Raw genomic sequence first — 22,624 nt, forward strand, 5'->3', positions numbered from 1 at the left:
CGCCGGGGTCACTCCACCCGGAGCGGCTCGCCCATGCGCACGTTCCACCGGCCGGCCCGGCCGGTGAGGTGGACGGCGGTCAGCGGCCGGACGTCGAGGCGCCAGGACGCCGTGTCCCCCGCCCCCAGGGCGTGGAGGACGGCGGCGCGCACGACGTCCGGCTCGACGACCGCCGTGCGCGGTCCCGAGGCGGACGCGAGGGCGTCGAGCCAGCCCCCGACCCGCCCGCGCAGGTCGCGGAGCGACTCGCCCCCGTGGGGCGCCGCCGACGGGTCCGACAGCCAGACGGCGACCGCCGGTTCCTCGGCGGCCGCGACGTCGGCGAGGGTCCGTCCGCGCCACCGTCCCATGGCGCAGCCGGCGAGTTCGTCCAGCGGCTCGGCGCGCAGGCCGAGGGCCTCCGCCGTCGCGCGGCAACGCGCCGACGGCGACGTCCAGGCCGTCGCGGAGGCGGCGAGGGCCGGGGCGAGGGCCTCGGCGCGGGCGACGCCCGCCGGGTCGAGGGGGGTGTCGTCGTCGAAACGGACCTCGCGCAGCGCCTCGCTCGCGGCCGGGGAGACCAGCGTCAGCCGGACGGTCATGGGGTTCCTCTCCAGGGGGCGTACGCAGAGTGATCCAGGACTCACGCCCTTGGCGGGACCCCCTGCTCGCGGTACGGTCAGGCGACATCTGAACAGCGTGACGACGGCGAGACGGAAGTCCGGTGGGAACCCGGCACGGTCGCGCCACTGTATGCCGCGGGGTCTCCTGAGGACGACGCCGCGGTGAGTCAGACCCGTGGACCGTCGTCCTGCACCACCGTCTGGGACGCGAGTTCCCGCAGGAGGTTTCATCATGGCCGAGGCTGTCGTCTCCGCTGCCGCATCCGCCCCTTCCGTGGCCGTACCGGCTCCGCTGCCCGTCCGGGCCGTTCTTCCCTGGGCCTTCTTCGTGGGTCTTCTCGCCCTGATCGCGCTGTACTTCGTCGGCGCCGAGCAGGGTGCCACCTCGCTGTTCGCGGGCTCCGACGTGCACGAGTGGGTGCACGACGGGCGCCACCTCCTCGGCTTCCCCTGCCACTGAGAGGCGTTCCGCACATGCACGCCTCCACTGTCAGAGCCCTGCTGGTCCGCGGCATGCTCGCGGGCCTGATCGCCGGTCTCTTCGCCTTCACCGTGGCCTACGTGGTCGGTGAGCCCCCCGTCGACGGCGCCATCGCCGTCGAGGAGGCCCAGGCCGCCCACGAGGCCCCGGCCGCCGCCGGAGCGCACGCCGGTCACGGCGGCACGGCCGTCACCGAGGACGCCGCCGAGGAAGAGGAGGGGGTCAGCCGCTCCGTCCAGTCGACCTTCGGCCTGGCCACCGGTGTCCTGGTGTACGGGGTGGCGCTGGGCGGCATCGCCGCCCTCGCGTTCTCCTTCGCGCTGGGACGCGTGGGCCGGTTCAGCCCCCGGGCGACCGCGGCCCTCGTCGGGGCGGCCGCCTTCACGACCGTCTACCTGGTGCCGTTCCTCAAGTACCCGGCGACGCCTCCGGCCGTCGGCAATCCGGACACCATCGGCAAGCGCACGACGCTGTTCTTCCTGATGATCCTGCTCAGCGTGCTCCTCGGCGTCGCCGCGGTCATCGTCGGGCGGCGGCTCGCGCCGCGTCTGGGCAACTGGAACGCGACCCTGGCCGCCGGTGCCGGGTTCATCGCCGTGGCGGCCGTCGCCTTCGCGGTGCTGCCGGCCAACGACGACGCGGTGAAGCCGGGCTTCCCGGCCGCGCTGCTGTGGGAGTTCAGGCTCGCCTCGCTCGCCGTCCAGCTCGTGATGTGGGCCGTGTTCGCGGTGGTCTTCGGCGTCCTCGCGCAGAAGACGCTCGCTCCGCGGGCGGCCGCGGACGCCCCGGGCCGGGTGGCCGAGCCGGTCGCCGGCTGACCCCGTCCCACGCCGACACGGCTCCGCCCCGCGCGCCCTTCCGGCGCGCGGGGCGGAGCCGTGTCCGGGCCGGCTTCTGGGAGCGCTCTCAGCCGCTGGGGGCGACGGATATCCTGGTGGGCGCGGGACCCAGGTCCCGGGACGGTGTCCCGGACCCGGGCACCGCAGTCCGCCCGCCGCCACAGCCGAAGGAGCGCCCGCCTTGCCCGAGCAGTCCACCGGGTCCCGCCCCACGCTGGAGGCGGTCGCCGCGCGCGCCGGCGTGTCCCGCGCCACGGCCTCGCGGGTCGTCAACGGGGGTGCGGGCGTGCGCACTCCGCTCGTCGAGAAGGTGCGCCGGGCGGTCGAGGAGCTCGGCTACGTGCCCAACCACGCGGCGCGCACGCTGGTGACGCGGCGCAACGGCGCGGTGGCGGTGATCATCGCGGAGCCCGAGTTCCGGATCTTCTCCGACCCGTTCTTCGAGCAGCAGGTACGCGGCATCAGCCGCGAGCTGACGGCGCACGACGCCCAGTTGGTGCTGCTGTGGGTCGAGGGACCGGGCGACCACGACCGGATCGCCCGCTACCTCGGCGGTGGGCACGTCGACGGCGCACTGGCGTTCTCGCTGCACAGCGACGACGCACTGCCCGCGGTGATCGACCGGGCCCGGGTCCCGGTGGTCTTCGGCGGCCGTCCGGCCCCCGGCACCGCGCCCACCGTCCCGTTCGTCGACTGCGACAACCGCGGCGGCGCCCGGGAGGCGGTGCGCCATCTGGTGGACCTGGGCCGGCGGAACATCGCCCACATCTCGGGGCCGCCCGACCAGACGTCCGCGCTCGACCGGATCCACGGCTACCGGGACGTCCTCATCGACGCCGACCCGGGGCTGCTGTGCCAGGGCGACTTCACGGAGCGGTCCGGGGCCCGGGCGATGGCGGAGCTGCTCGACCGGCGGCCGGACGTGGACGGGGTGTTCGTCGCGAACGACCTGATGGCCTCGGGGGCGCTGCGGACGCTGCGGGAGCGGGGCGTACGGGTACCGCAGGACGTGGCGGTGGTCGGCTTCGACGACATGGACTCGGTGGTCCGCAGGACGGAGCCGGCCCTCACCACGGTGCACCAGGACATCGAGGGCATGGGCCGGCTGATGGTGAAGCTGCTGATGCGGCTGCTGGACGGGACGGGCCCGGAGGTCCCCGGCTCCGTCATCACCCCGACGTCGCTGGTCCGCCGCGACTCCGCCTGAGGCGGCGGGCCGTGCACGGGGCGGCGGGCCCGGGGGTCGCCCCCGGGCCCGCCGCCGTCGCGGGGGACGCTCGGATCAGTCGAAGGGGATGACGACCACGGAGCGGTCGGTCCCGGTCTGGAGGCGCGAGTCGGCGTTGCCGATGGCGCTCCAGACCTCCAGGCGGACGGTTCCGCCGCGCAGGTCTCCGAGGGTGCCGGTGGCGGACCGCAGGCCGCGGGACTGGGCGTACTCCTCCCAGCCGGTCACCGGGTCGGTCGCGAAGTACTGGTAGGTCTCCGTCCTGTCGAAGGTGCCGTCGCCGGTGAGGTCGTAGCTGATCCGGGCCTGCTGGCCGAGGCCGACGGCGGTGCCGGCGTCGAGCTGGAGGCGGAAGGCGGTGGAGCCGCCGGCCCGGAGGGTGCCGTTGACGTTCCTGGCCTCGTAGACGAGGGGGCGGTTCGGGGTGCCGTCGTGGTTGGCGCCGCCGGCCGAGGCGATGGTGTCGCTGCCGGCGGTGGCGCCGGCGGCCGTGGTGAGCGTCCCGCCGGTGCGGAGCTGGAAGGTGTTGCCGGTGGACGGCTCGGGGTCGGGGTCGGGATCGGGATCGGTGCCGCCGCCGGTGCCGGTGCCGGCGGCGGTGGAGCGGGCGGGGACGGTGAGCGTCTTGCCGTCGGAGAAGGTGACCGTGCGGGCCGTGGCGCCGTGGTTGTGGGCGACGTAGGTCCGGGTGGTGCCCTTCAGGAAGACGGCGGAGGTGGGGAGGTTTCCGCTGACGGAGGCGTCGGGTGCGCCGAGGGTGTCGAGGGCCGTGAGCCAGTGGTAGGTGTGGGCCCTGGACTCGCCCGCCTCGGGGGTGTATCCGGCGTTGCCGGCGTCCCACTTGGCCTTGGCGGCGGCGGGGTCGGCGAAGGACTGGAACTCCCAGAGGATGTCGCGCCATTCGACGGCGGGGCCGCCGTTCTCCCGCTCCATCTCGGCGATGTTGCGCCGGACGGCCTCCTTGTGGCCGCCCAGGTGCAGGGAGCCGCCGGTGACGGGGAGGACGTTGATGCCGTGGATCTCCTCGGGGTTGGCGGTCCACCAGGTGGAGTAGGCGGCGCCGCTGCCCCAGACCATGCCGGCGGTGTCGTGCTGGAAGGAGGCGGGGAAGACCTGCTGGTCGGCGTCGAACCAGTACTGGGCGATGGCCTCGCCCTCGGTGGTGAGCAGGTAGGTGCCGAGGTCGCGCAGCGAGGTGTCGCCGGTGGCCGAGCCCCAGAGGACGAGCGCGGCGCTGAGGTTGGTCGACTCCGAGGAGGACTCCTGGTTGTTGCCGGCGGCGAAGCCCTGGTGGCCGCTGGCCCAGCTGTGTCCGGCGTAGACGTCGAAGCCGCGCAGGAAGGGGAAGGCGCCGTCGGTGCGGCTGGGGTTGGCCGTGTCGCGGACCAGGGTCTTGACCATGGCGCCCCAGGCGGAGTCGGCGGCCCAGGCGGGGTCGTACTGGGCGACGATCGCGGCGGCGTAGACGTAGTACCCGTAGTGGAAGTGGTGGTCGTTGAGTTCGGTGTCGCTGCCGTAGGAGGCGGGGTAACCGGTGAGGGTCTTCCAGCTCCCGTCGTAGGAGAACTCGGCGGCGCCGCCGGCGGTGAACCACTCCTGGAGGCGGCCCTTCATCAGGCCGAGGAGCTTGTCGCGGATCGCGCCCTCGCCGATCTGGTCGGCGAGCGGGACGAGCTGGGCGAGCTTGCCGAGGGCCTTGCCGGTCCAGTAGGTGTCGACCGCTCCGGAGAAGGGGTCGGAGGCGTTGGCGACCTCGTTGAGGTAGCCGCGCAGCCGTGCGGTGTCCGCGCCGGTGCCCCCGGGGAGGGCGGGCAGGGTGGCCGCGGCGCGCTGGGTGGTGGTGAAGGACGCGGCCTCGCGGACCTTCATGGTGCCGCGGGGGGACACGTAGGTGTAGGGGGTGAGCGGGTCCGTGGTGTGCAGCCACTGGTGGCGGTAGAGGGCCTGGAGGGTGCCGCGTTCGGTGCCCTCCTTGGCCTCGGTGGTGAGGCTGTAGGTGGCGCGGACGGTGCCCGCGTCGTAGCTCCAGTTCACCGTCGATCCGGTGACGAAGCTGTAGGCGTACTTCCGGTAGGTGGCGAGGGCGTCGGTGGAGGGCAGGACGGCGACGGAGAAGTAGTCCTTGCCGCCGAGGCCGGCGGTGACGGTGGTGCCGGAGACGTTCCAGTCGGTGCCGGTGGGCGCGAACAGGGCGTAGTGGTGGCCCGCGACGGTGATGCCGAGGACGTTGCCCTGGTCGGCGAAGACGGCGGGCGTCTCGGCGGTGGTGATCCGGGCGTCGCCGCCGGTGCCCTTGGCGTACACGAAGGGAAGGCCGTGGCCGATGGTGGTGCGCAGGGTGCGCGTGCCGTCGGACCAGTAGGGGGTGACGGTCCAGTCGGACCAGGCGTCCGCCTTGGTGTCGGGCGAGTTGAGGCCGGTGAGGCCCAGGGTGAGGTCGCGCTTGTGGGCGAACTCGTACTGGCGCCCGTCGCCGACGACGGCGGGGCTGGTCGGGTAGCCGACCTCCAGGCCGCCGGCGACGGCCTGGTAGGTGAGCGGGTGGCCGTACATGGGCGTGGAGTACGGGTTGTCGCCGTAGCGCTGGAAGGCGAGGGAGGACCACCAGTCGTTGGTGGGGACCGGCTTGCCCTGGGCCGCGGCGGTGACCTTGGGGGTGACCGGCGCGCCGGTGTTGGTGGTGGGGCCGGACGTTCCGGCGGGGCGGGTGTCGGAGTAGCTTCCGGCACCGGTGGGGACGGTGGCGGCGGCCGCGGGAGCGGCGGCGGGGCCGAGTCCCAGGCCGGCGAGGGCGGAGACCAGGACCAGCGCTGCGGCCGGCCGTGTGCGGGGGGCTGGCATGAACGGCACCTCATGTCGTCGCGGAGTCGCGGTGAGTTGCTGAGAGCGCTCTCAGATGGCCGGAAACGTAAAACCCTGGAAACGAGTGTGTCAAGAGATTGAACACAGACCGGAGTTGACGGCTCATCCCGTCCGTTACGCCTTCGAGCCTTGACGGATGAGCCGCTCCACAGGCACGCTCCCTCCGCAGGCTTGAGAGCGCTCTCAGACGCTCTCGCTCGTTCCGAAGCCAAGGGAGGCTTCCCATGCCCATCGCCCGAGCCGCCAAGAGAACCGCCGTCCGCCTGGGGGCGGTCGCACTCACCGGGGCACTGCTCACCGCCTGCGGAGGCGCGACGGACGACGCGTCGGACGGCGCGGGAGGCAAGGTCACGATCACCGTGGACCTGTTCGGCTCCTTCGGATACAAGGAGGCCGGCCTGTACGCCGAGTACGAGAAGCTCCACCCCGGCATCACCGTCAAGCAGACCGACACCGAGGACGAGGCCGACTACTGGAAGTCCCTCCAGACCCGCCTCGCCGGCGGCGGCGGGCTCGCCGACGTCCAGGGCATCGAGGTGGGCCGGATCGCCTCCGTCACCCAGCAGCAGGCCGACCGCTTCGCCGACCTCCGCACCTACGGCGCCGACTCGCTCAAGGACCAGTTCGCCCCGGCCAAGTGGGCCGCCGCCACCGGCAAGGGCGGCGAGGTCCTCGGCCTCGGCACCGACGTCGGCCCCGAGGCGATGTGCTACCGGACCGACCTCTTCAAGCAGGCCGGGCTCCCCACCGACCGCGAGGAACTCGCCAAGAAGTGGTCCACCTGGGACGGCTACCTGGACCTCGGCAAGCAGTACAAGGCCAAGGCACCCGGCCGGAGTGCCTGGATCGACAGCGTCGGCAGCCTCTACTCGATCATGATCGGCCAGGAGAAGGAGCGCTACTACGACGCCTCCGGCAAGCTGATCTGGGAGGACAACCCCGCACTCCGCGCCGCCTGGGACCACTCCGTGCAGGCGGCCCAGGGCGGCCTGAGCGCCAAGCTCGACCAGTGGTCCCCGCAGTGGAACCAGGCGTTCTCCGCCGGCTCCTTCGCGACCATCCCCTGCCCCGCCTGGATGCTCGGCTACATCAAGGGCCAGGCCGGTGAGGCGAACAAGGGCAAGTGGGACGTCGCCGCGCTCCCGGGCGGCGCCGGCAACTGGGGCGGCTCCTACCTCGCCGTGCCGAAGGCGGCCGAGCACAAGAAGGAGGCGTACGAGCTGATCAAGTGGCTCACCGCGCCCGAGCAGCAGACCCGCCTCTTCGAGAAGCAGGGCAACTTCCCCTCCGCCACCGGCGCGATCGCGAAGGTCGCCGACGCCAAGGACCCGTTCTTCTCCGACGCCCCCATCGGCCGGATCTTCGGCGACGCGGCGAAGGCGGCGCCCGTCCAGGTCCTCGGCGTGCACGACCAGAACATCGCCCAGCAGATCACCAATGCCCTGAGCGAGGTCGAGCGCAAGGGCACCTCGCCGGAGAAGGCGTGGTCGAACGCGAAGAAGGGCGTCGAGAACACCATCGGCTGACCCGGTCGGCCGGCCGACCCGCACCGTCGGCCGGCCCCCGCCCCACCTCGACCGCACCGTCCCCTCCCCGAAGGGCCGCCCCGTGACCCTCACCGCATCCCAGGCACCGGCCCCGCCCGGGCCGGTCGCCCCGCCCCGGCGGGGCGAGACCGCCCGGCGGGCGTGGCAGACGTTCTCGCCGTACGCCTACCTGGCCCCGTTCTTCACCCTGTTCGCCGCCTTCGGACTCTTCCCGCTGATCTACACGGCGTTCGTCTCGCTGTACCGGGTGGAGCTCCAGACCCCCGGCGACATGGAGTGGCGCGGACTCGGCAACTACACCGCCCTCCTCGGCGACGAGTACTTCTGGCTCGCGCTGCGCAACACCTTCACCATCGGCGTGCTGTCCACCGTGCCCCAGCTGGTGACGGCGCTCGGCCTCGCCCACCTGCTGAACTACCGGCTGCGCGGCCGCACCTTCCTGCGCACGGCGATCCTCCTGCCGTACGCCACCTCGGTCGCCGCCGCCACGCTGGTCTTCGCCCAGCTCTTCGGCAGCGACTTCGGTCTCGTCAACTACGCGCTGGGGACGGTCGGCATCAGCCCCGTCGACTGGCAGAACGACACGTTCGCCTCGCAGGTCGCCGTGTCCAGCATCGTCATCTGGCGGTGGACCGGCTACAACGCCCTGATCTACCTGGCCGGCATGCAGTCCATCCCGCACGAGCTGTACGAGGCCGCCGCGATGGACGGGGCCTCGCGGTGGCGGCAGTTCTTCCACGTCACCCTGCCCGGCCTGCGCCCCACGATCCTCTTCACCGTCATCGTCTCCACCATCGGCGCGACCCAGCTCTTCGGCGAGCCGCTGCTGCTCGAAGGCCAGATGTCGGGCGGCATCTCGCACCAGTACCAGACGCTCGGGCTCTACATGTACGAGCAGGGCTGGGGCTTCTTCCACCTCGGACGGGCCGCCGCCATCGCCTGGGTGATGTTCCTGCTCATCGTGGTGCTCGTCGGGGCCAACGCCCTGATCGCGCGCCACCGTTCCCGCAAGGAGGCCGGCCGATGACCGCGCCGATCGCCCCCTCGACGACCCCGGCACCGCACGCCCCCGCCGCGGCGCCGCCCGGGCGCCGGGACGCCGGGCGCACCGGCCGGCCCCGGCGCGGCGCCTCCCGGGCCGGACGGACCCTGCACGCAGGTCCGGTCGCGTACGCGATCCTGATCGTCGCCGTGCTGGTCTCCGCCTTCCCGTTCTACTGGACGATCGTCGCCGCGAGCCGCTCCAACGCCGATCTGGCCCGCATCCCGCCGACCCTGCTGCCGGGCCCGAACCTGATGAAGAACTTCGAGGCGGTCCTCGAAGAGGCGGACATCGGCAAGGCCCTGCTGAACTCGCTCCTCGTCTCCGGCTCGATCACCGTCGGCACGGTGCTGTGCTGCACCCTCGCCGGTTTCGCCTTCGCCAAGCTGCGCTTCCGCGGCCGGGGTGCGCTGCTGGCGGTCACCGTCGGCACGATGATGATCCCGCCGCAGCTGGGCGTCATCCCGCTCTTCATGCTGATCGCCGAGCTGGGCTGGGTGAACCAGCTCCAGGCGGTGATCCTGCCGGGTCTGGTGTCCGCGTTCGGGGTGTTCTTCATGCGGCAGTTCCTCGTGCAGGCGCTGCCCGACGAGCTGATCGAGGCGGCGCGGGTCGACGGGGCGTCGACCGCCAGGATCTTCTGGTCCATCGTGGTGCCGATCGCCCGGCCCGGCATGGCGGTCCTCGGCCTGCTGACCTTCATGGCGGCGTGGAACGACTTCTTCTGGCCGGTCATCGCCCTGAGCTCCTCCGAGCCCACCGTCCAGGTCGCCCTGCGCCAGCTCGGCGGCGGCTACGTCCACGACCAGTCCGTGATCATGGCGGGCACCCTGCTCGGCACGCTGCCCGTCCTGCTGGTCTTCGGCCTGCTCGGCCGCCAGATCGTCGGCGGCATCATGCAGGGCGCCGTCAAGGGCTGATCGATCCCTCGCCTTCCCCCCTGCCTCCAGACGTCTCACTCCAGGGAGTTCCCGTCCCATGACCGCACTCGACACCCACACCGACACCGCGACCGCGCTCCGCTTCCCCGAGGGCTTCCGCTGGGGCACCGCCACCGCCGCCTACCAGATCGAGGGCGCGGCGACCGAGGACGGCCGCACTCCGTCCATCTGGGACACCTTCAGCCGCACCCCGGGCAAGGTCCGCAACGGCGACACCGGCGACATCGCCGCCGACCACTACCACCGGGTCGACGAGGACATCGCCCTGATGCGGCGGCTCGGGGTGACCGACTACCGCTTCTCGATCGCCTGGCCCCGCGTCCAGCCGACCGGCCGCGGGCCGGCCGTGCGCAAGGGCCTCGACTTCTACCGGCGGCTCGCCGACTCCCTCCTGGAGGCCGGGATCCGCCCGGTGGCGACCCTCTACCACTGGGACCTGCCGCAGGAGCTGGAGGACGCGGGGGGCTGGCCGCAGCGGGAGACCGCGTACCGCTTCGCCGAGTACGCGGGGCTCATGGCGGACGCCCTCGGCGACCGGGTGGCGACCTGGACCACGCTCAACGAGCCCTGGTGCGCGGCGTTCCTCGGCTACGGCAACGGGGTGCACGCCCCGGGCCGTACCAGCGACGTGGCCGCGCTGCGCGCCGCGCACCACCTCAACCTGGCCCACGGGCTCGCGGCGCGCACCCTCCGGGGCGCGCTGCCCGGGTCCGCCGAGGTGTCGCTGACCCTCAACCTCCATGCCGTCCGCGCCCTGTCGCAGGCGCCCGGGGACGTGGACGCCGCCCGCCGGATCGACGCCGTCGGCAACCGGATCTTCCTCGACCCGGTCTTCCACGGCCGGCTCCCGGAGGACCTGGTCCGCGACACCGCGTCGGTCACCGACTGGTCCTTCGTCCTCGACGGCGACCTGGAGACGGCGGCCGCGCCGATCGACTCGCTCGGCATCAACTACTACTCCCCCTCGGTCGTCGCGGCCGGCACCTCCGATTCCCCCGCCCCGTGGGGCGGCGCCGAACGGCACGTGCGCTTCGAGCCGGCCCCCGGACCGCGGACGGCGATGGACTGGCCGGTGGACGCGAACGGGCTGTACGAACTCCTGGTCCGGCTCCGGGACGAACTGCCCGGCGTGCCGCTGGTGATCACCGAGAACGGCGCGGCGTACGACGACTACGCCGACCCCTCGGGCCGGGTGAAGGACCCCGAGCGGGTGGCGTACCTCCACGGGCACCTGGCGGCCGTCCACCGCGCGCTGGCGGACGGGGCGGACGTGCGGGGCTACTTCCTCTGGTCGCTGCTGGACAACTTCGAGTGGGCGTACGGCTACAGCAAGCGGTTCGGCATCGTCCACGTGGACTTCGCCACCCAGCGCCGGACCCTGAAGGACAGCGCCCGCTGGTACGCGGAGGTGATCGCGCGCGGCGGCCTCGCCGAGTCCTGAGGGCGCGGGCCGGGGAAGGCAAGGGGGTGCCGCCGACCCCCCTCGGGTCGGCGGCACCCCCGGTCAGGGACGGTGCGGCGTCACGTGCGCTGCCAGAGCGCCGGGACGTTGGGCGGCTCCCAGCCGGGCTGGGCCTGGTGGCCCTGGAGGCAGCGGTAGGCGCCTCCGCCGTAGGTGACGACGTCCCCGGCCGCGTAGACCTTGCCCGCCGCCCAGGTGCCGCCGGGCTGGGGCTCGCCGGGGCCGGGGCCCGGACCCGGGTCGCTCCCGGTGGTCCGCAGCGTCAGGCCGTAGGTCTGGAGCAGGGGGTTCAGCGGCTGGAAGAAGGTGGTGCCGCCGCTGGAGCAGGTCCCGGAGCCACCCGAGGTGACGCCCTGGGCCTGGCTGCCGGAGATGTACGAGCCGCCGGAGTCGCCGGGTTCGGCGCAGACGGTCGTCCGGGTCACACCGGTGATGGTGCCCTCGGGGTAGGTGACGCTGGTGTTGTGCTGCTGCACGGTCCCGCAGTGCCAGCCCGTGGTGGAGCCGGAGCGGCACACGGAGGAGCCGACGGGCTGGAGCACCGAGCCGGTCACCTGGACGTTGCCGCTCGCGCCCTTGACGTACGGGGTGGCGGTCCAGCTCGAGTTGGCCGCGACCCAGGCCATGTCGTTGCCGGGGAAGACGGACCCCTGGAAGCTTCCCATCGCGACCTGGTTGTAGCCGCTGGTGGTCGTGCCCGCGCGGCCGCAGTGGCCGGCGGTGGCGAATCCCTGGGTGGTGCCGCGGGTCACGGCGAAGCCGACCGAGCAACGGCCGCCGCCGCCCATGTAGTAGGCGTCGCCGCCCCGGATGTCGTACAGCGGGCGCGGGGCCTCGGTGGTGCGGACGACGCGCACGAGACCGCTCGGGACCCCGGTGGCGCGGACGAGCCGCGCTCCGGCTCCCGCCTTCGTCTCCTCGACGACCAGGACGTTGGCGCGCACGTCGACGTAGCGCACGGGCGCCTCGGCGGTCGCCGCCCGGTCGAGGCGCTCCTTGGCGCGTTCCAGGGCGGTGAGGCCGTGCGGGACGAGGCGGGCGGTGGCACCGGCGGCCCGTATCGCGGCCGCGTCGGCGGCCCGGGTGGTGGCCACGGTCAGGGTCCCGGCCTCGGCGCCGTCCACCCAGGCTCCGGCGAACGCCGGGCCCAGGTCCTGGCGCAGCCGCGCGGCGGTGGCGCCCGCCTCGGCCTCGTGGGCGAGTCTGCTCAGGGCCTGCGCGCGGGTGAGGCCCAGGTCGCGGCCCATGGCCCGGAGGAGTTCGGGCGGCGCGGCGGCGACGCCGAGGGTCCGTGCGGCGCTGCCGGCGGCCGGTGCCGCCGCCGTGTCGTGCGCCTGCGGGGCGGCGGTGGCCGCACCGGCCTGGAGGCCGGCCAGCGCCAGCCCGGCGGCGGCCAGCGCGGTACACGCCGCGCGGGCGTGTCGTCGGAGCATGGGTGTCTCCTCGGTTCTCGGTGGGGGATTTCCTGAGAACCTAGGAGCTCCGACGGGCGGGCGGCAGCGGTCAGTCGGCCCCTGCCCTCGCGTTATGGCCGGCCGCCGGGGTGCGGCCCGCGCTCCGGGCCAGGGCCTCGGTGTGGGCGGCGCGGACATGGGCGAGGACGGCGGGGGCGCGGGCGGCGGCGCGGGCCTCGGGGTGCCAGCCCAGGAGGTGCCGCCAGACCAGCGGGGCGCCGGCGAGGGGGCGGGTGACGATGCCGGGCGTCGCGGGGAAGGTGGCCCGGCAGAGGCCGACGGCGCGGCCGACCTGCACCAGGTGGACGCAGGACGCGGTGTCCGTCTCGTACACCCGGGCCGGGGTGAAGCCGGCGCGGACGCACGCGGCCGCGAAGCAGTCGCCGAAGCAGCCGTCGCCGGGGACGTCGGTCCATGCCGCCGAGGCGAGTTCGGCGAGGGAGACGTCGTCGCGGGGGGCCAGCGGGTGGTCTGCGGAGAGCATCACGTAGACCGGGTCGCGGGCGACCTCCGTCCACGCCAGCCGGCCCGCCTCGGGCGGGCCGCTCTCGCCGCAGACGCCGACGAGGGCGAAGTCGAGCCGTCCGGCGGCCACCCCGCAGGCGATCTCGCGCTCGGACCAGGAGGTGTGGGTGGTGACCCGCGCTCCCGGGTCGGCGCGGGCGATGCGGTCGACGAGGCCGCCGAGGAGCGGTCCGTGGGTGCCGCCGAGCCGGTACCCCTCCGCGCCCTCGCGCGCGAACCGCACGGCCTCCTCCTGGAGTTCGCAGACGGCGGGGAGCACGACGCGGGCGCGCTCCACGACGAGGTCGCCGAGCGCGGTGGCCCGCACCCCGTCCCTGCTCCGCACGAACAGCGTCCCGCCCAGGGCCCGTTCGATCCGTTTCAGCTGGGCGCTGAGCGCGGGCTGCGCGAGGCCCAGCGCGGTGGCGGCGCGCGTGAGGCTCCCCGCGTCCGCGATGGCCCGGATCGTCTTGAGGTGCCTCAACTCCAAGTCCATACCGAGAGCTTGACGTCCGATGCACGAGAGGTCCAGACCAGCGACCCGGGGTGGCGGCCCGCCCCGCCCCGCGGTCCGCCCCGCCCCGCCCCGCGGTCCGCCCCGCCGGGCGCCCCGGCCCGCGTGGCGGCGGTCCGGGGCGGGGGGACGGTCCCTCCGCGGTCAGGTGGCGTCGGGGCCGACGTCCGCCGGGGTGAGGGGGCGGCGGAGCGGGGCGGAGGTCGCGTACTCGTCCGCGCCGACGTCGCGGAGGGCGCCGCGGACGTGGCCGTCGATGTCGTCGGGGACGGTGACGCCGGCGTAGGTCGCGGCGTCGATCGCGGGACTGTCGGCGGCGAGACGGAACACACCGTCGGCGTCCTGCCGGAGGCGGGGGTCGACGCGGGTGCGGCCGGCGGCGGGGATCGTGCCGTCGGAGGCGGCGCCCCAGAGGATGTTGCCCTGCCAGGTGAAGCCGGTGGTGGCCCCCATGGCGACCAGGCTGCCGGTGTCCCCGACGAGGAGGTTGTCGGCGACGACGACATCGCGCGGCTCGTACGCGCGGGTCTCGCCGGAGAGCGTGCTCTTGTTGCCCCTGAGGGTGTTGTGCACGATGACGGCGCGGTCGCAGGCGTCGTTGCCGCGCCGCTCCTCGGTGGTCTCGCCCGGGGTGTGGTCGCGGGTGGTGCCGCTGCCGACGACGAGCGCGCGGCCCGTCAGGCCGGCGAGGTGGTTGTTCACCACGAGGTGGTCGTTGCCGTAGAGCCGGACGCCCTCCTTGCCGCCGAGGAGGTGGTTGCCCTCGACGGTGGTGCGGTTGCCGTGGCGCAGCACGATGCCGCCCTGGCTGTCCCGGAGGGTGTTGTACCGGACGGTGTTGTCGGAGGACTTCACCGAGATCGCCTCGGGGTCGCCGTCGCAGTGCTCGAACAGGTTGTACTCCACGATCGCGTGCGCGCCGGACAGCGCCCGGCTGCTGACGCCGAGCCGGATCGCCTCGCCGCCGTTGTCCCCGGTGTAGCCGTGCCGGGCGAAGTGGTTGCGGAAGACGTGGAGGCGCTGGGCGATCTCGGTCGTGCCGGGGCCGTCGACCACGAGGAAGATGCCCTGGGTGGTCCGGTCGTGGAAGCGGTTGCGGTCGATCTTGGCGTCGTCCCCCTCGACGAGGACCCAGTCGAGCCCGTCGACGTCGGCGAACTGGATGTCGTTGCGGGTCAGCCGGATGCCCGTGCTGTCGGCCGGGATCGTGAGGGTGCCGCTCTGCCGCAGCGAGAAGCCGCTGACCGTGACGGCGCTCGCGCCGTCGAGGACGAAGCTGCGCGGGCCGCGCAGGACGGCGCCGCCCCGGCTCTGCGAGACGATCGTGAGGCCGCTGCGCCCCGACAGGTCGATGGCTCCGCCCGAGGGGACGGTGTACGTCCCGTCGGCGAGGACGATCCGGTCGCCGGGCACGGCCCGGTCGATCGCGCTCTGCAGCGCGCTCAGCGAGGTGACCGGTGCGGGCGCCGCGGCGGCCGCGCCACCGGCGAGCAGGGTGTCCAGCGGAACGGCCGCCGCCGCCGCGCCGAGCAGCGAGCCCCTGAGGAACGTACGCCGTCGCATGGGATGCCTCCTGGAGGTCGGGGGTGAGTCGGTACGGGCCCTGTCGCAGGACTCCGACCACGGCCCCGACCGGCCTGCGTCCGGGTGGGGCCCCCTCGGCCCGCCCCGGATCCGGGCCCGGTCAGGGCCGCTCTTCGGATGCCGCCCCCGCGGAGGTGGCCGCGCGTGCCGGCCGGTCCCGCCCCCACGACGGCACCTGCTCGCACTGCGGCCGCCACGAGACCGGCGACCCGCGTCACTCTGCCGTGCCCCGCTCACGTCCCACTGACGTTCCGCTAACGCCCGCGGGTGGCCGGTCGGCGGCCGGCCCCTCCCCCGGCGTGATCAGCTGTCGAAGCCGAGGCCGAAGCGGTCGAGGGCGCGCAGCCAGAGGTTGCGGCGGCCCTCGTCGCGGTCGGCGCGGGCCATGGACCACCGGGTGATGTCGATGCCGATCGAGCGGACCGGCTCGGGCGGGAAGGGCAGCGGCTTGCGGCGGACGAGCTCCAGCCCGGTCCGCTCGGTGGCGGTGCCCGCGAGCAGGTCGAGCATGACGTCGGCGCCGAAGCGGGTGGCGCCGACGCCGAGGCCGGTGAAGCCGGCGGCGTAGGCGACCTTGCCGCGGTGGCTCGTGTCGAAGAAGACGCAGAAGCGGGTGCTCGTGTCGATGGCCCCGCCCCAGGCGTGGCTGAACCGCACCCCTTCGAGCTGCGGGAACGTCGTGAAGAAGTGCCGGGCGAGCGTCGCGTACGTCTCGGGCCTGCGGTCGTGTTCGGAGCGGACCGGACCGCCGTGGTGGATCGCGTCGTAGCCGCCCCACAGGATGCGGTCGTCGGCGGAGAGCCGCACGTAGTGGAACTGGTTGGCGCAGTCGGCGAACCCCTGGCGGCGCGTCCAGCCGACCGAGGCGAGCTGCTCCGCCGTCAGGGGCTCGGTCATGAGGGCGTAGTCGTACACGGGGACGGTGTACGGGCGGTGGCGCCGGAGCAGGGACGGGTACGCGTTGGTGGCGAGCGCGACGTGCCGGGCGGTGATCCGCCCGTAGGGGGTGCCGACGGACATCACGGCGCCGCGCTCGTCGAGCGAGGTCGCGGGGGTGTGCTCGTGGATGCGGACGCCGAGGCCGAGGCAGGCCCGCTTGAGGCCCCAGGCGAGCCGGGCCGGGTTGACCATGGCGACGTCGTCGCGGTTCCACACGCCGCCGAGGAAGGTCGGGGAGTCGATCTCCGCCCGGACGGCGTCGGCGTCGAGGAGCAGGGGCCTGCCGCCGTACCGGGCGGCGGCCTCGGCCTCCTCCGCGAGGCCGTCGAGCTGGTAGCGCTCGGTGGCGACGACGAGGGAGCCGGTGCGCTGCCAGTCGCAGTCGATGCCGTACCGCCCGACGGCGTCCTCGATGCCCTGGAGGTTCTCGCGGCCGAGGCGTTCGAGCAGACCGATCTCCTCGGGCCAGCGGTGGACGCCGTTCGCCAGGCCGTGGGTCAGGCTGGACTCGCAGAAGCCGCCGTTGCGCCCGGACGCGGCGCCGCCGACCTCGTCCGCCTCGACGAGCACCACGTCGGCGGAGGGGTCGCGCTCCTTCGCCAGGAGCGCGGTCCACAGGCCGGTGTACCCGCCGCCCACCACGAGCAGGTCGCAGGTGGTGCCGCCGACGAGGGCGGGGGCGGGCCGCGGCCGGTCGGGGTCGTCGAGCCAGAACGGGGTGTGCTCGACGTCGCGGAGCGCGGTGAGGTGATCCATGGGGTTCCTTCGGGTCGCGGAGACGCCCGGGCGAGGGGGTCTCCGAAGTGCCGCCCATGAGACTCCGCCGCCCGGAGCAAGGTCAATGGTGTTGACGTAAACCCTCGCGAAGGTGCGTCGCAGGGCCCGGGCGCGGGTCCGGCCCGCTTCGGCGCCGTACGCCCGGTGTCGCCGGCCCCTCCCTCCATGAAGCGAGCCGCTCCGGGGCGAGGGCACGGCGAGGGCCGTGCCGCTCCGGGGCGAGGGCACGGCGAGGGCCGTCGGCCGCGGCTCCGACGAGGTCCGCCTCCCCTCCCCCGTGCGCGCCGGCTCCGGGATCCGCACGGCCACGCCCCCTCGTCGCTCCGCCGCGGCGACGCCGCGGGTACGGTTCTCCCGCACAGCCCGCACAGCCCGCACAGCCCGCACAGCCCGCACCCCGCACCCCGCGCCCGAGCCGCCCCCACCGCCCCGAGGAGTCCGGACGATGCCGCAGTCCAGCGAGGCCACGGCGGCACCCGACGCACTCGTCGGGCCGCTGGAGCGCGGGCTCTCCGTGCTGCGGGCGATGGCCGCGGGTCCCGAGGTCCGCCACCGTCCGGGCGACCTGGTCCGGACGACGGGCCTCGCCCGCTCCACCGTCGACCGGGTGGCGACGACGCTCGTGCGCCTCGGCATGCTCAGGTCCGAGGGCCGCGACCTGCTCCTCGCCCCGGGAGCGGCGGCGCTCGGCAACGCCTATCTCGCCTCCTGCGGACTGCCGGCCCTCCTCGGACCGCACGCCGACGCCCTCGCCGAGGCCCTGGACGAACCGGTGTCCCTGGCCGTCCCGGACGGCGACGGGGTCCGTTTCCTCGCCCAGGCCGCCCGACCCCGAGCGATGGCGGTCTCCTTCCGGGCCGGTGACCTGCTGCCGGCCGAACGGTGCGCGCACGGCGCCCTGTTCGCCGGCGGCTGGGACGAGGCCGACCACGAGCGGTGGCGGGAACGGCGGACGCGGGACCCCCGGGACACCGGCTTCCCGTCCGTGCCTCCCCGGCCGGTCCACCACGACCCCGCCGCCGTGGAGGCCGACTTCCTCGACCGGGTACGGCGGGCCCGCGCGAGCGGGGTGGCCGTGGACGACCAGCTCATCGAAGCCGGACTGCTCTCCGTCGCCCTGCCCGTCCGCGGACCCGACGGCGCGGTCGTCTGCGCGGTCGGCGTCGTCGGCCGCACCAGTCGGCACAGCGCCCGCTCCCTGACGGAGCTGGCCGTGCCGCCGCTGCGCCGTACGGTCGCCGCCATGGAGGCGGCGCTCGCCTCGCCGCCGGCCGCCCCGGCGCCCCCGGGGCCTGCGCCCGGCCGGGGAGGCGCGCTCAAGGAGGAGCTCGGGTCGGGCTTCCTGCAGTCCCTCGCCCGCGGCCTCGACGTGCTGCGCGCCTTCGACTCCGTACGGGGTCCCGCCCGGCTCTCCGTACTCGCCCGCCTCACCGGTCTGCCGCGCGCGACCGCCCGCCGGTCGCTGATCACCCTGCGCCATCTGGGGTACGTACGAGAGGAGTCCGGCGGCTTCGTGCTGCTCCCGCGCGTCCTGGAACTCGGCTACGCACGGCTCTCCGGGCTCAGCCTGCCGGAGATCGCGACCCCGCACCTCGTCGCCCTCGTGCCGCGCGTGCAGGAGTCCGCGTCCGTCGCCGTGCTCGACGGGGACGACATCCGCTACGTCGCCCGGGTCGCCGGCACCCGCGTCATGCACATCGACATCACGGTCGGCACCCGCCTCCCGGCGTACGCGACCTCCATGGGCCGCGTCCTGCTCGGGGCCCTGACCGGACCGGAGCGCGCCGAGCGGCTCGGCCGGATCACCCCCGAGGCGCTGACCCCGCGCACCCTCACCACCCCCGAGGGGCTCGACGAGGCCGTGGCCGCCACGGCGGCGCGCGGCTACGGGTGGGTGGAACAGGAGCTGGAGGAGGGGCTGCGCTCCCTCGCGGTCGCCGTCACCGACGCCACGGGCCGGACGGTCGCCGCGGTCAACGTGGCCCTGCACGCGAGCCGGGCGACGCCGGAGGAGAGTCTCGCGGCGCTGCTGCCGCCGCTGCGGGAGACGGCCGCGCTGATCAGCGCCGACCTCGCCGCGGTGGGACGCTTCTCCCGGGTGGCGACCGGCTGACGCCCGTCGGGGTGACGGGGCGGACCACCGGGCCCGGCCGCGCGAGGGGCGACACCGTCCGACGCGTCCGCCGTCTCCCGCCCCCGCGCGTCCCTCCGCCCCGTACGCCCGCCGTTCAGTCCCCGGCGTCCGCCGGGCGCAGGGCCTCCACGGCGGCGAGCATCAGCTCCAGGGCGAAGGGGTAGCCGCTGTCGCTCATGTCCGCCGCAAGGAGGGGGAAGGTGGCGGCGATGTTCGGGTGGGTGTCGGGCGACAGCCGGCCGTACACCGCGTGCCAGACCTCCTCGTCCTTCTCCCGGGCGGCGGGCGGCAGGGCGGCCGCGGCGGCGTCCTGGGCGGCGAACGCGAGGGCCTGGTCGACGAAGGCGTGGTAGATCCGGACGGCGAGGTCGTCGGGGAAGCCGGCGGACCGGAGGATGCCCAGGATCCGCTCGACGGCCCGGGTCTCGTGGGGGCGGCCGGTGGTGCGGTGGGCCGCGAGGGCCGCCGCCTGCGGATTGTTCCGGTAGCAGGAGTTGATGCGCCGGCCCATCGCGCGCAGGTCGGTCCGCCAGTCGCCGGTCGCCGTCCAGCCCTCCTGCGCGCGGCCGATCATCTCGTCGGCGACAGCCAGGAGGAGGGCGTCGGTGTTGCGGAAGTAGCGGTAGAGGGCGGTGGGGTCGGCGCCGAGCGCGGCGCCCAGCCTGCGCACCGAGAGGGCCTCCGCGCCGTGCTGCGCGATGAGGCGCAGGGCGGTGTCGACGATGAGACGTTCCGAGAGGACGGCGCCCTGCTTGGTGGGGCGGCGTCGCTGCCTGCTGCCTTCGGGGACGACGCGTTCGGACATGGCCGGAAGATTACGTCAACACGGTTGACGTGTAAACGGCTCCGGCCGGGCATCCGCCGTGCCCTTCGTGCCGAGGACGGCCGGAGGCTTACGTCAACGCCATTGACCTGTGAACGGCCCGCCCGCTTCCATGGCCCCCACCACACGTCACCCCATGCTCTGGAGCGCACATGACCACGGCCGATCTGGTCTTCACCCGCGGTCCCGTCTTCACGGCGGATCCGGCCCGCACCCGGGCGACCTCGCTCGCCGTCGTCGGCGAGCGGATCGCGGCCGTCGGCCACGACGAGGTGCGGGATCTCATCGGCCCCGGCACCGAGGTCGTCGACCTGACGGGCAAGCTGCTGCTGCCGGGCTTCCAGGACGCCCACATCCACGCCGTCGGCGGCGGCAAGGAGCTGGCCGAGTGCGATCTGACCGGCACGGTCGGCGTCGCGGAGTACCTGGAGCGGATCCGCGCGTACGCGGAGGCCCACCCGGACAAGGCGTGGATCACCGGCGGCGGCTGGTCCATGGAGAGCTTCGACGGCGGCATGCCGACCCGGCAGCTGCTCGACTCCGTCGTCGCCGACCGGCCGGTGCTGCTGTCCAACCGGGACCACCACGGCGCCTGGGCCAACTCGCGGGCGCTGGAGCTCGCCGGACTCACCGCCGACACCCCCGATCCGGCCGACGGCAGGATCGAACGCGAGGCGGACGGCACTCCGAGCGGCACCCTCCAGGAGGGCGCGATCGGTCTGGTCGGCAGGCTGGTGCCGGAGGCCACGCCCGAGGAGCGGCTCGCCGGTCTGCTGCGGGCCCAGAAGCTGCTGCACTCGCTCGGCATCACCGCCTGGCAGGACGCGCTGCTCGGTTCGTTCGGCGGCATGGCCGACCCGTCCGAGGCGTACCTGGCGGCCGCCCTCGACGGCTCGCTGACCGCCCGGGTGACCGGCGCCCTGTGGTGGGACCGGGAGCGGGGCGCCGAGCAGATCCCCGAACTGGTGGCGCGGCGCGAGAAGCTGGACGCCGGCCGCTTCCGCGCCGGCTCGATCAAGATCATGCAGGACGGCATCGCGGAGAACTTCACCGCCGCCATGACCACCCCGTACCTGGACGGCTGCGGCTGCGCCACCGCCAACAGCGGACTGAGCTTCGTCGACCCCGAGGCGCTGCGCGGGTACGTGACCGCGCTCGACGCCCTGGACTTCCAGGTCCACTTCCACGCCCTGGGCGACCGCGCCGTCCGCGAGGCCCTGGACGCCCTGGAGGCGGCGGTGGCGGCCAACGGGCACCGCGGCAACCGCCACCACCTCGCCCACCTCCAGGTCGTGCACCCGGAGGACCTGCCCCGCTTCGCCCGGCTCGGCGCGATCGCCAACATCCAGCCGCTCTGGGCCGCCCACGAGCCGCAGATGGACGAGCTGACGATCCCCTTCCTGGGTCCCGAACGGGCCGCCTGGCAGTACCCGTTCGGCGATCTGGTGCGCGCCGGCGCCACGCTCGCCGCCGGCAGCGACTGGCCGGTCAGCAGCCCGAACCCGATCGAGGGCATCCACGTCGCCGTCAACCGCCGGGACCCGGAGGCAGCCGACGACCGCGTCTTCTACGCCGAGCAGCGCCTCGACCTCACCACCGCGCTGGCCGCCTACACCGCGGGCACCGCGCACGTGAACCGGCTCGACGACACCGGCAGCCTGCGCCCCGGCCACCTCGCCGACCTCGTGGTGCTGGACCGCGACATCCTCACCGGCCCGCCGGAGGAGATCGCCGCGGCGCGGGTGGAGCGGACGTACGTGGGCGGCGCACTCGTGTACGCGCGCTGACGTGCCGCTACTCGCCCCGCCCGGAGCGTACGGAGGAGGCCCGGACGTCGAGTCGCGTCGCCACGAGCGTCCCCGCGGGTTCCCTGCGGCCGTGTTCGAGGACCGCGACGAGGTGCTCGACGCCGGCCTCCGCGACCGCCTCGGGCCGCAGGCTGAGGGTGGTCACCGGCGGATCGGTGTACGGGGCCGTGGTGTCCTCGCTGACCAGGACGACGAGCAGGTCGTCGGGGACCGCGTAGCCGTGCCGGTGCGCCGCGGCCAGGACCAGGGAAGGACTCGCCTCGGCGACGACGAGCAGGGCGTCCGGCCGGTCGGCCCCCTCCGGTACGGCGAGGGCGGTCTCGATCGCCTGGACCACCGGCCCGTTCCCGGCCTCCGTGACGCGCACGGTCAGCTCGGGCCGGCCGTGGGCGGCGCACCAGGCCCGGTGCGCGGTCTCGACCCCGACGTGGAAGCGGGTGGCGACGTCCGGCACCACGAGCACGGGCCTCCGCGCCCCCTGTTCCCGCAGGTGGTCCAGGGCTTCACGGACGGCCCCCTCGGCGTCGACGTCCACCCAGGAGGCCCCGGGCCGCCCCTCCACGGAGCGGTCGCTGAAGACGGGGATCCCGGCGGCGAGGAGGTCCTCGATGACGGGGTCCCCGGCCACCGGGTCGGCGACGACCACCGCGTCGAGCGGCAGGTCGGCCCACTCGCTCTGCAGGGTGCCGGCCGGCAGCAGCACCACGGCGTAGCCGCGGTGGAGCGAGGTCGCGGCGGTGGCACCGGTCAGCCGGGCGAAGTAGGGCGACTCCAGATAGGTCCAGAGCGCGTCGGGGAGGCCGCCCACCACGTATCCGATCAGCCGGGCCCGTCCCGCGCGCAGATGGCGCGCGGTGGCGTTGGGCCGGTAGCCCATTCTGCGCGCGGTCTCGCGGGCCTTCTCCCGTACCTCGGGTGAGAGCCTGCCGGTGCCGTTGAGCGCCGCCGAGACGGTCGTCTTGGACAGGCCCGCCTCGCGCGCCACGTCGACGAGACGGACGCGCGGGGCGGGCGCCGAGTGCTGCCCGCCGTGCCGTGGATCATCGGTCATGGGGTGATGGTGCCACCCTCGTGACCATTGCA

The 22,624-nt window shown here is 74.4% G+C and carries 17 protein-coding genes and 1 riboswitch; of the genes, 9 read left to right on the forward strand and 8 right to left on the reverse strand.

The window, feature by feature from the left end; translation table 11 throughout:
• Window positions 1-8: 8 nt before the first annotated feature.
• The gene (locus tag AB0424_RS26145; protein WP_366308981.1) at window positions 9-581 is read right to left on the reverse strand and encodes a histidine phosphatase family protein; all 573 of its coding nucleotides are present in this window, start codon (window positions 579-581) and stop codon (window positions 9-11) included.
• Window positions 582-694: 113 nt separating this feature from the next.
• Window positions 695-775: riboswitch (cobalamin riboswitch) on the forward strand.
• A gap of 59 nt (window positions 776-834) precedes the next feature.
• Here AB0424_RS26145 and AB0424_RS26150 point away from each other — a divergent pair.
• From AB0424_RS26150 to AB0424_RS26160, 3 genes are all read left to right on the forward strand, one after another.
• A complete protein-coding gene (locus AB0424_RS26150; RefSeq protein WP_351900523.1) occupies window positions 835-1,062 on the forward strand; it encodes a CbtB-domain containing protein in 228 nt (75 codons plus the stop codon).
• A gap of 14 nt (window positions 1,063-1,076) precedes the next feature.
• The gene (locus AB0424_RS26155; protein ID WP_366308982.1) at window positions 1,077-1,901 is read left to right on the forward strand and encodes a CbtA family protein; all 825 of its coding nucleotides are present in this window, start codon (window positions 1,077-1,079) and stop codon (window positions 1,899-1,901) included.
• 202 nt (window positions 1,902-2,103) lie between these two features.
• Window positions 2,104-3,129: a LacI family DNA-binding transcriptional regulator gene (locus AB0424_RS26160; RefSeq protein WP_366308983.1), complete on the forward strand. Its 1,026-nt coding sequence runs from the start codon at window positions 2,104-2,106 to the stop codon at window positions 3,127-3,129.
• A 75-nt stretch (window positions 3,130-3,204) separates the two neighbouring features.
• On the opposite strand, the gene AB0424_RS26165 is transcribed toward AB0424_RS26160, so the two are convergent.
• On the reverse strand, window positions 3,205-5,991 hold the full coding sequence (locus AB0424_RS26165) for a glycosyl hydrolase (RefSeq protein ID WP_366308984.1): 2,787 nt from the start codon (window positions 5,989-5,991) through the stop codon (window positions 3,205-3,207).
• A gap of 245 nt (window positions 5,992-6,236) precedes the next feature.
• Between AB0424_RS26165 and AB0424_RS26170 the strand changes: the two genes are divergently transcribed.
• The 4 genes from AB0424_RS26170 to AB0424_RS26185 all read left to right on the forward strand — a co-directional run bounded on the left by AB0424_RS26170 (window position 6,237) and on the right by AB0424_RS26185 (window position 10,983).
• A complete protein-coding gene (locus tag AB0424_RS26170; RefSeq protein WP_366308985.1) occupies window positions 6,237-7,538 on the forward strand; it encodes an extracellular solute-binding protein in 1,302 nt (433 codons plus the stop codon).
• A gap of 190 nt (window positions 7,539-7,728) precedes the next feature.
• A complete protein-coding gene (locus AB0424_RS26175; RefSeq protein ID WP_366309074.1) occupies window positions 7,729-8,586 on the forward strand; it encodes a sugar ABC transporter permease in 858 nt (285 codons plus the stop codon).
• Entirely contained in the window at window positions 8,583-9,521 is a 939-nt protein-coding gene (locus AB0424_RS26180) for a carbohydrate ABC transporter permease (RefSeq protein WP_366308986.1), read from the forward strand. The genes AB0424_RS26175 and AB0424_RS26180 overlap by 4 nt, the downstream gene beginning before the upstream one ends.
• A gap of 58 nt (window positions 9,522-9,579) precedes the next feature.
• The gene (locus AB0424_RS26185; protein WP_366308987.1) at window positions 9,580-10,983 is read left to right on the forward strand and encodes a GH1 family beta-glucosidase; all 1,404 of its coding nucleotides are present in this window, start codon (window positions 9,580-9,582) and stop codon (window positions 10,981-10,983) included.
• A gap of 80 nt (window positions 10,984-11,063) precedes the next feature.
• On the opposite strand, the gene AB0424_RS26190 is transcribed toward AB0424_RS26185, so the two are convergent.
• The 4 genes from AB0424_RS26190 to AB0424_RS26205 all read right to left on the reverse strand — a co-directional run bounded on the left by AB0424_RS26190 (window position 11,064) and on the right by AB0424_RS26205 (window position 16,755).
• Window positions 11,064-12,437 carry a carbohydrate-binding protein gene (locus tag AB0424_RS26190; RefSeq protein ID WP_366308988.1) on the reverse strand — a complete coding sequence of 458 codons (1,374 nt, stop codon included), beginning with the start codon at window positions 12,435-12,437 and terminating at the stop codon, window positions 11,064-11,066.
• A gap of 70 nt (window positions 12,438-12,507) precedes the next feature.
• On the reverse strand, window positions 12,508-13,458 hold the full coding sequence (locus AB0424_RS26195) for a LysR family transcriptional regulator (protein WP_366308989.1): 951 nt from the start codon (window positions 13,456-13,458) through the stop codon (window positions 12,508-12,510).
• A 162-nt stretch (window positions 13,459-13,620) separates the two neighbouring features.
• Window positions 13,621-15,039, reverse strand: coding sequence for a polysaccharide lyase 6 family protein (locus AB0424_RS26200; RefSeq protein ID WP_366308990.1), 1,419 nt, complete (start codon window positions 15,037-15,039; stop codon window positions 13,621-13,623).
• A gap of 324 nt (window positions 15,040-15,363) precedes the next feature.
• Complete coding sequence (locus AB0424_RS26205) at window positions 15,364-16,755, reverse strand: FAD-dependent oxidoreductase (RefSeq protein WP_366308991.1); 1,392 nt, start codon at window positions 16,753-16,755, stop codon at window positions 15,364-15,366.
• Between the two features lie 466 nt (window positions 16,756-17,221).
• Between AB0424_RS26205 and AB0424_RS26210 the strand changes: the two genes are divergently transcribed.
• Complete coding sequence (locus tag AB0424_RS26210) at window positions 17,222-18,889, forward strand: IclR family transcriptional regulator C-terminal domain-containing protein (RefSeq protein WP_366308992.1); 1,668 nt, start codon at window positions 17,222-17,224, stop codon at window positions 18,887-18,889.
• A gap of 115 nt (window positions 18,890-19,004) precedes the next feature.
• Here the strand turns inward: AB0424_RS26210 and AB0424_RS26215 are convergent, their stop codons facing one another.
• The gene (locus AB0424_RS26215) at window positions 19,005-19,715 is read right to left on the reverse strand and encodes a TetR/AcrR family transcriptional regulator (RefSeq protein WP_366308993.1); all 711 of its coding nucleotides are present in this window, start codon (window positions 19,713-19,715) and stop codon (window positions 19,005-19,007) included.
• A gap of 170 nt (window positions 19,716-19,885) precedes the next feature.
• On the opposite strand from AB0424_RS26215, the gene AB0424_RS26220 reads away from it, so the two are divergent.
• Complete coding sequence (locus AB0424_RS26220) at window positions 19,886-21,520, forward strand: amidohydrolase (RefSeq protein WP_366308994.1); 1,635 nt, start codon at window positions 19,886-19,888, stop codon at window positions 21,518-21,520.
• Between the two features lie 7 nt (window positions 21,521-21,527).
• Here AB0424_RS26220 and AB0424_RS26225 read toward each other — a convergent pair whose 3' ends face one another.
• On the reverse strand, window positions 21,528-22,592 hold the full coding sequence (locus tag AB0424_RS26225; protein WP_366308995.1) for a LacI family DNA-binding transcriptional regulator: 1,065 nt from the start codon (window positions 22,590-22,592) through the stop codon (window positions 21,528-21,530).
• Window positions 22,593-22,624: the final 32 nt, after the last annotated feature.

Source organism: Streptomyces sp. NPDC051180 (genome assembly GCF_040689545.1).
GTDB lineage: Bacteria > Actinomycetota > Actinomycetes > Streptomycetales > Streptomycetaceae > Streptomyces.

Coding starts and splice junctions, on each gene's coding strand:
- AB0424_RS26145 (WP_366308981.1), bottom strand. CDS start 581: ATGACCGTCCGGCTGACGCTGGTCTCCCCGGCCGCGAGCGAGGCGCTG.
- AB0424_RS26150 (WP_351900523.1), top strand. CDS start 835: ATGGCCGAGGCTGTCGTCTCCGCTGCCGCATCCGCCCCTTCCGTGGCC.
- AB0424_RS26155 (WP_366308982.1), top strand. CDS start 1,077: ATGCACGCCTCCACTGTCAGAGCCCTGCTGGTCCGCGGCATGCTCGCG.
- AB0424_RS26165 (WP_366308984.1), bottom strand. CDS start 5,991: ATGCCAGCCCCCCGCACACGGCCGGCCGCAGCGCTGGTCCTGGTCTCC.
- AB0424_RS26170 (WP_366308985.1), top strand. CDS start 6,237: ATGCCCATCGCCCGAGCCGCCAAGAGAACCGCCGTCCGCCTGGGGGCG.
- AB0424_RS26180 (WP_366308986.1), top strand. CDS start 8,583: ATGACCGCGCCGATCGCCCCCTCGACGACCCCGGCACCGCACGCCCCC.
- AB0424_RS26185 (WP_366308987.1), top strand. CDS start 9,580: ATGACCGCACTCGACACCCACACCGACACCGCGACCGCGCTCCGCTTC.
- AB0424_RS26190 (WP_366308988.1), bottom strand. CDS start 12,437: ATGCTCCGACGACACGCCCGCGCGGCGTGTACCGCGCTGGCCGCCGCC.
- AB0424_RS26195 (WP_366308989.1), bottom strand. CDS start 13,458: ATGGACTTGGAGTTGAGGCACCTCAAGACGATCCGGGCCATCGCGGAC.
- AB0424_RS26200 (WP_366308990.1), bottom strand. CDS start 15,039: ATGCGACGGCGTACGTTCCTCAGGGGCTCGCTGCTCGGCGCGGCGGCG.
- AB0424_RS26205 (WP_366308991.1), bottom strand. CDS start 16,755: ATGGATCACCTCACCGCGCTCCGCGACGTCGAGCACACCCCGTTCTGG.
- AB0424_RS26210 (WP_366308992.1), top strand. CDS start 17,222: ATGCCGCAGTCCAGCGAGGCCACGGCGGCACCCGACGCACTCGTCGGG.
- AB0424_RS26215 (WP_366308993.1), bottom strand. CDS start 19,715: ATGTCCGAACGCGTCGTCCCCGAAGGCAGCAGGCAGCGACGCCGCCCC.
- AB0424_RS26220 (WP_366308994.1), top strand. CDS start 19,886: ATGACCACGGCCGATCTGGTCTTCACCCGCGGTCCCGTCTTCACGGCG.
- AB0424_RS26225 (WP_366308995.1), bottom strand. CDS start 22,592: ATGACCGATGATCCACGGCACGGCGGGCAGCACTCGGCGCCCGCCCCG.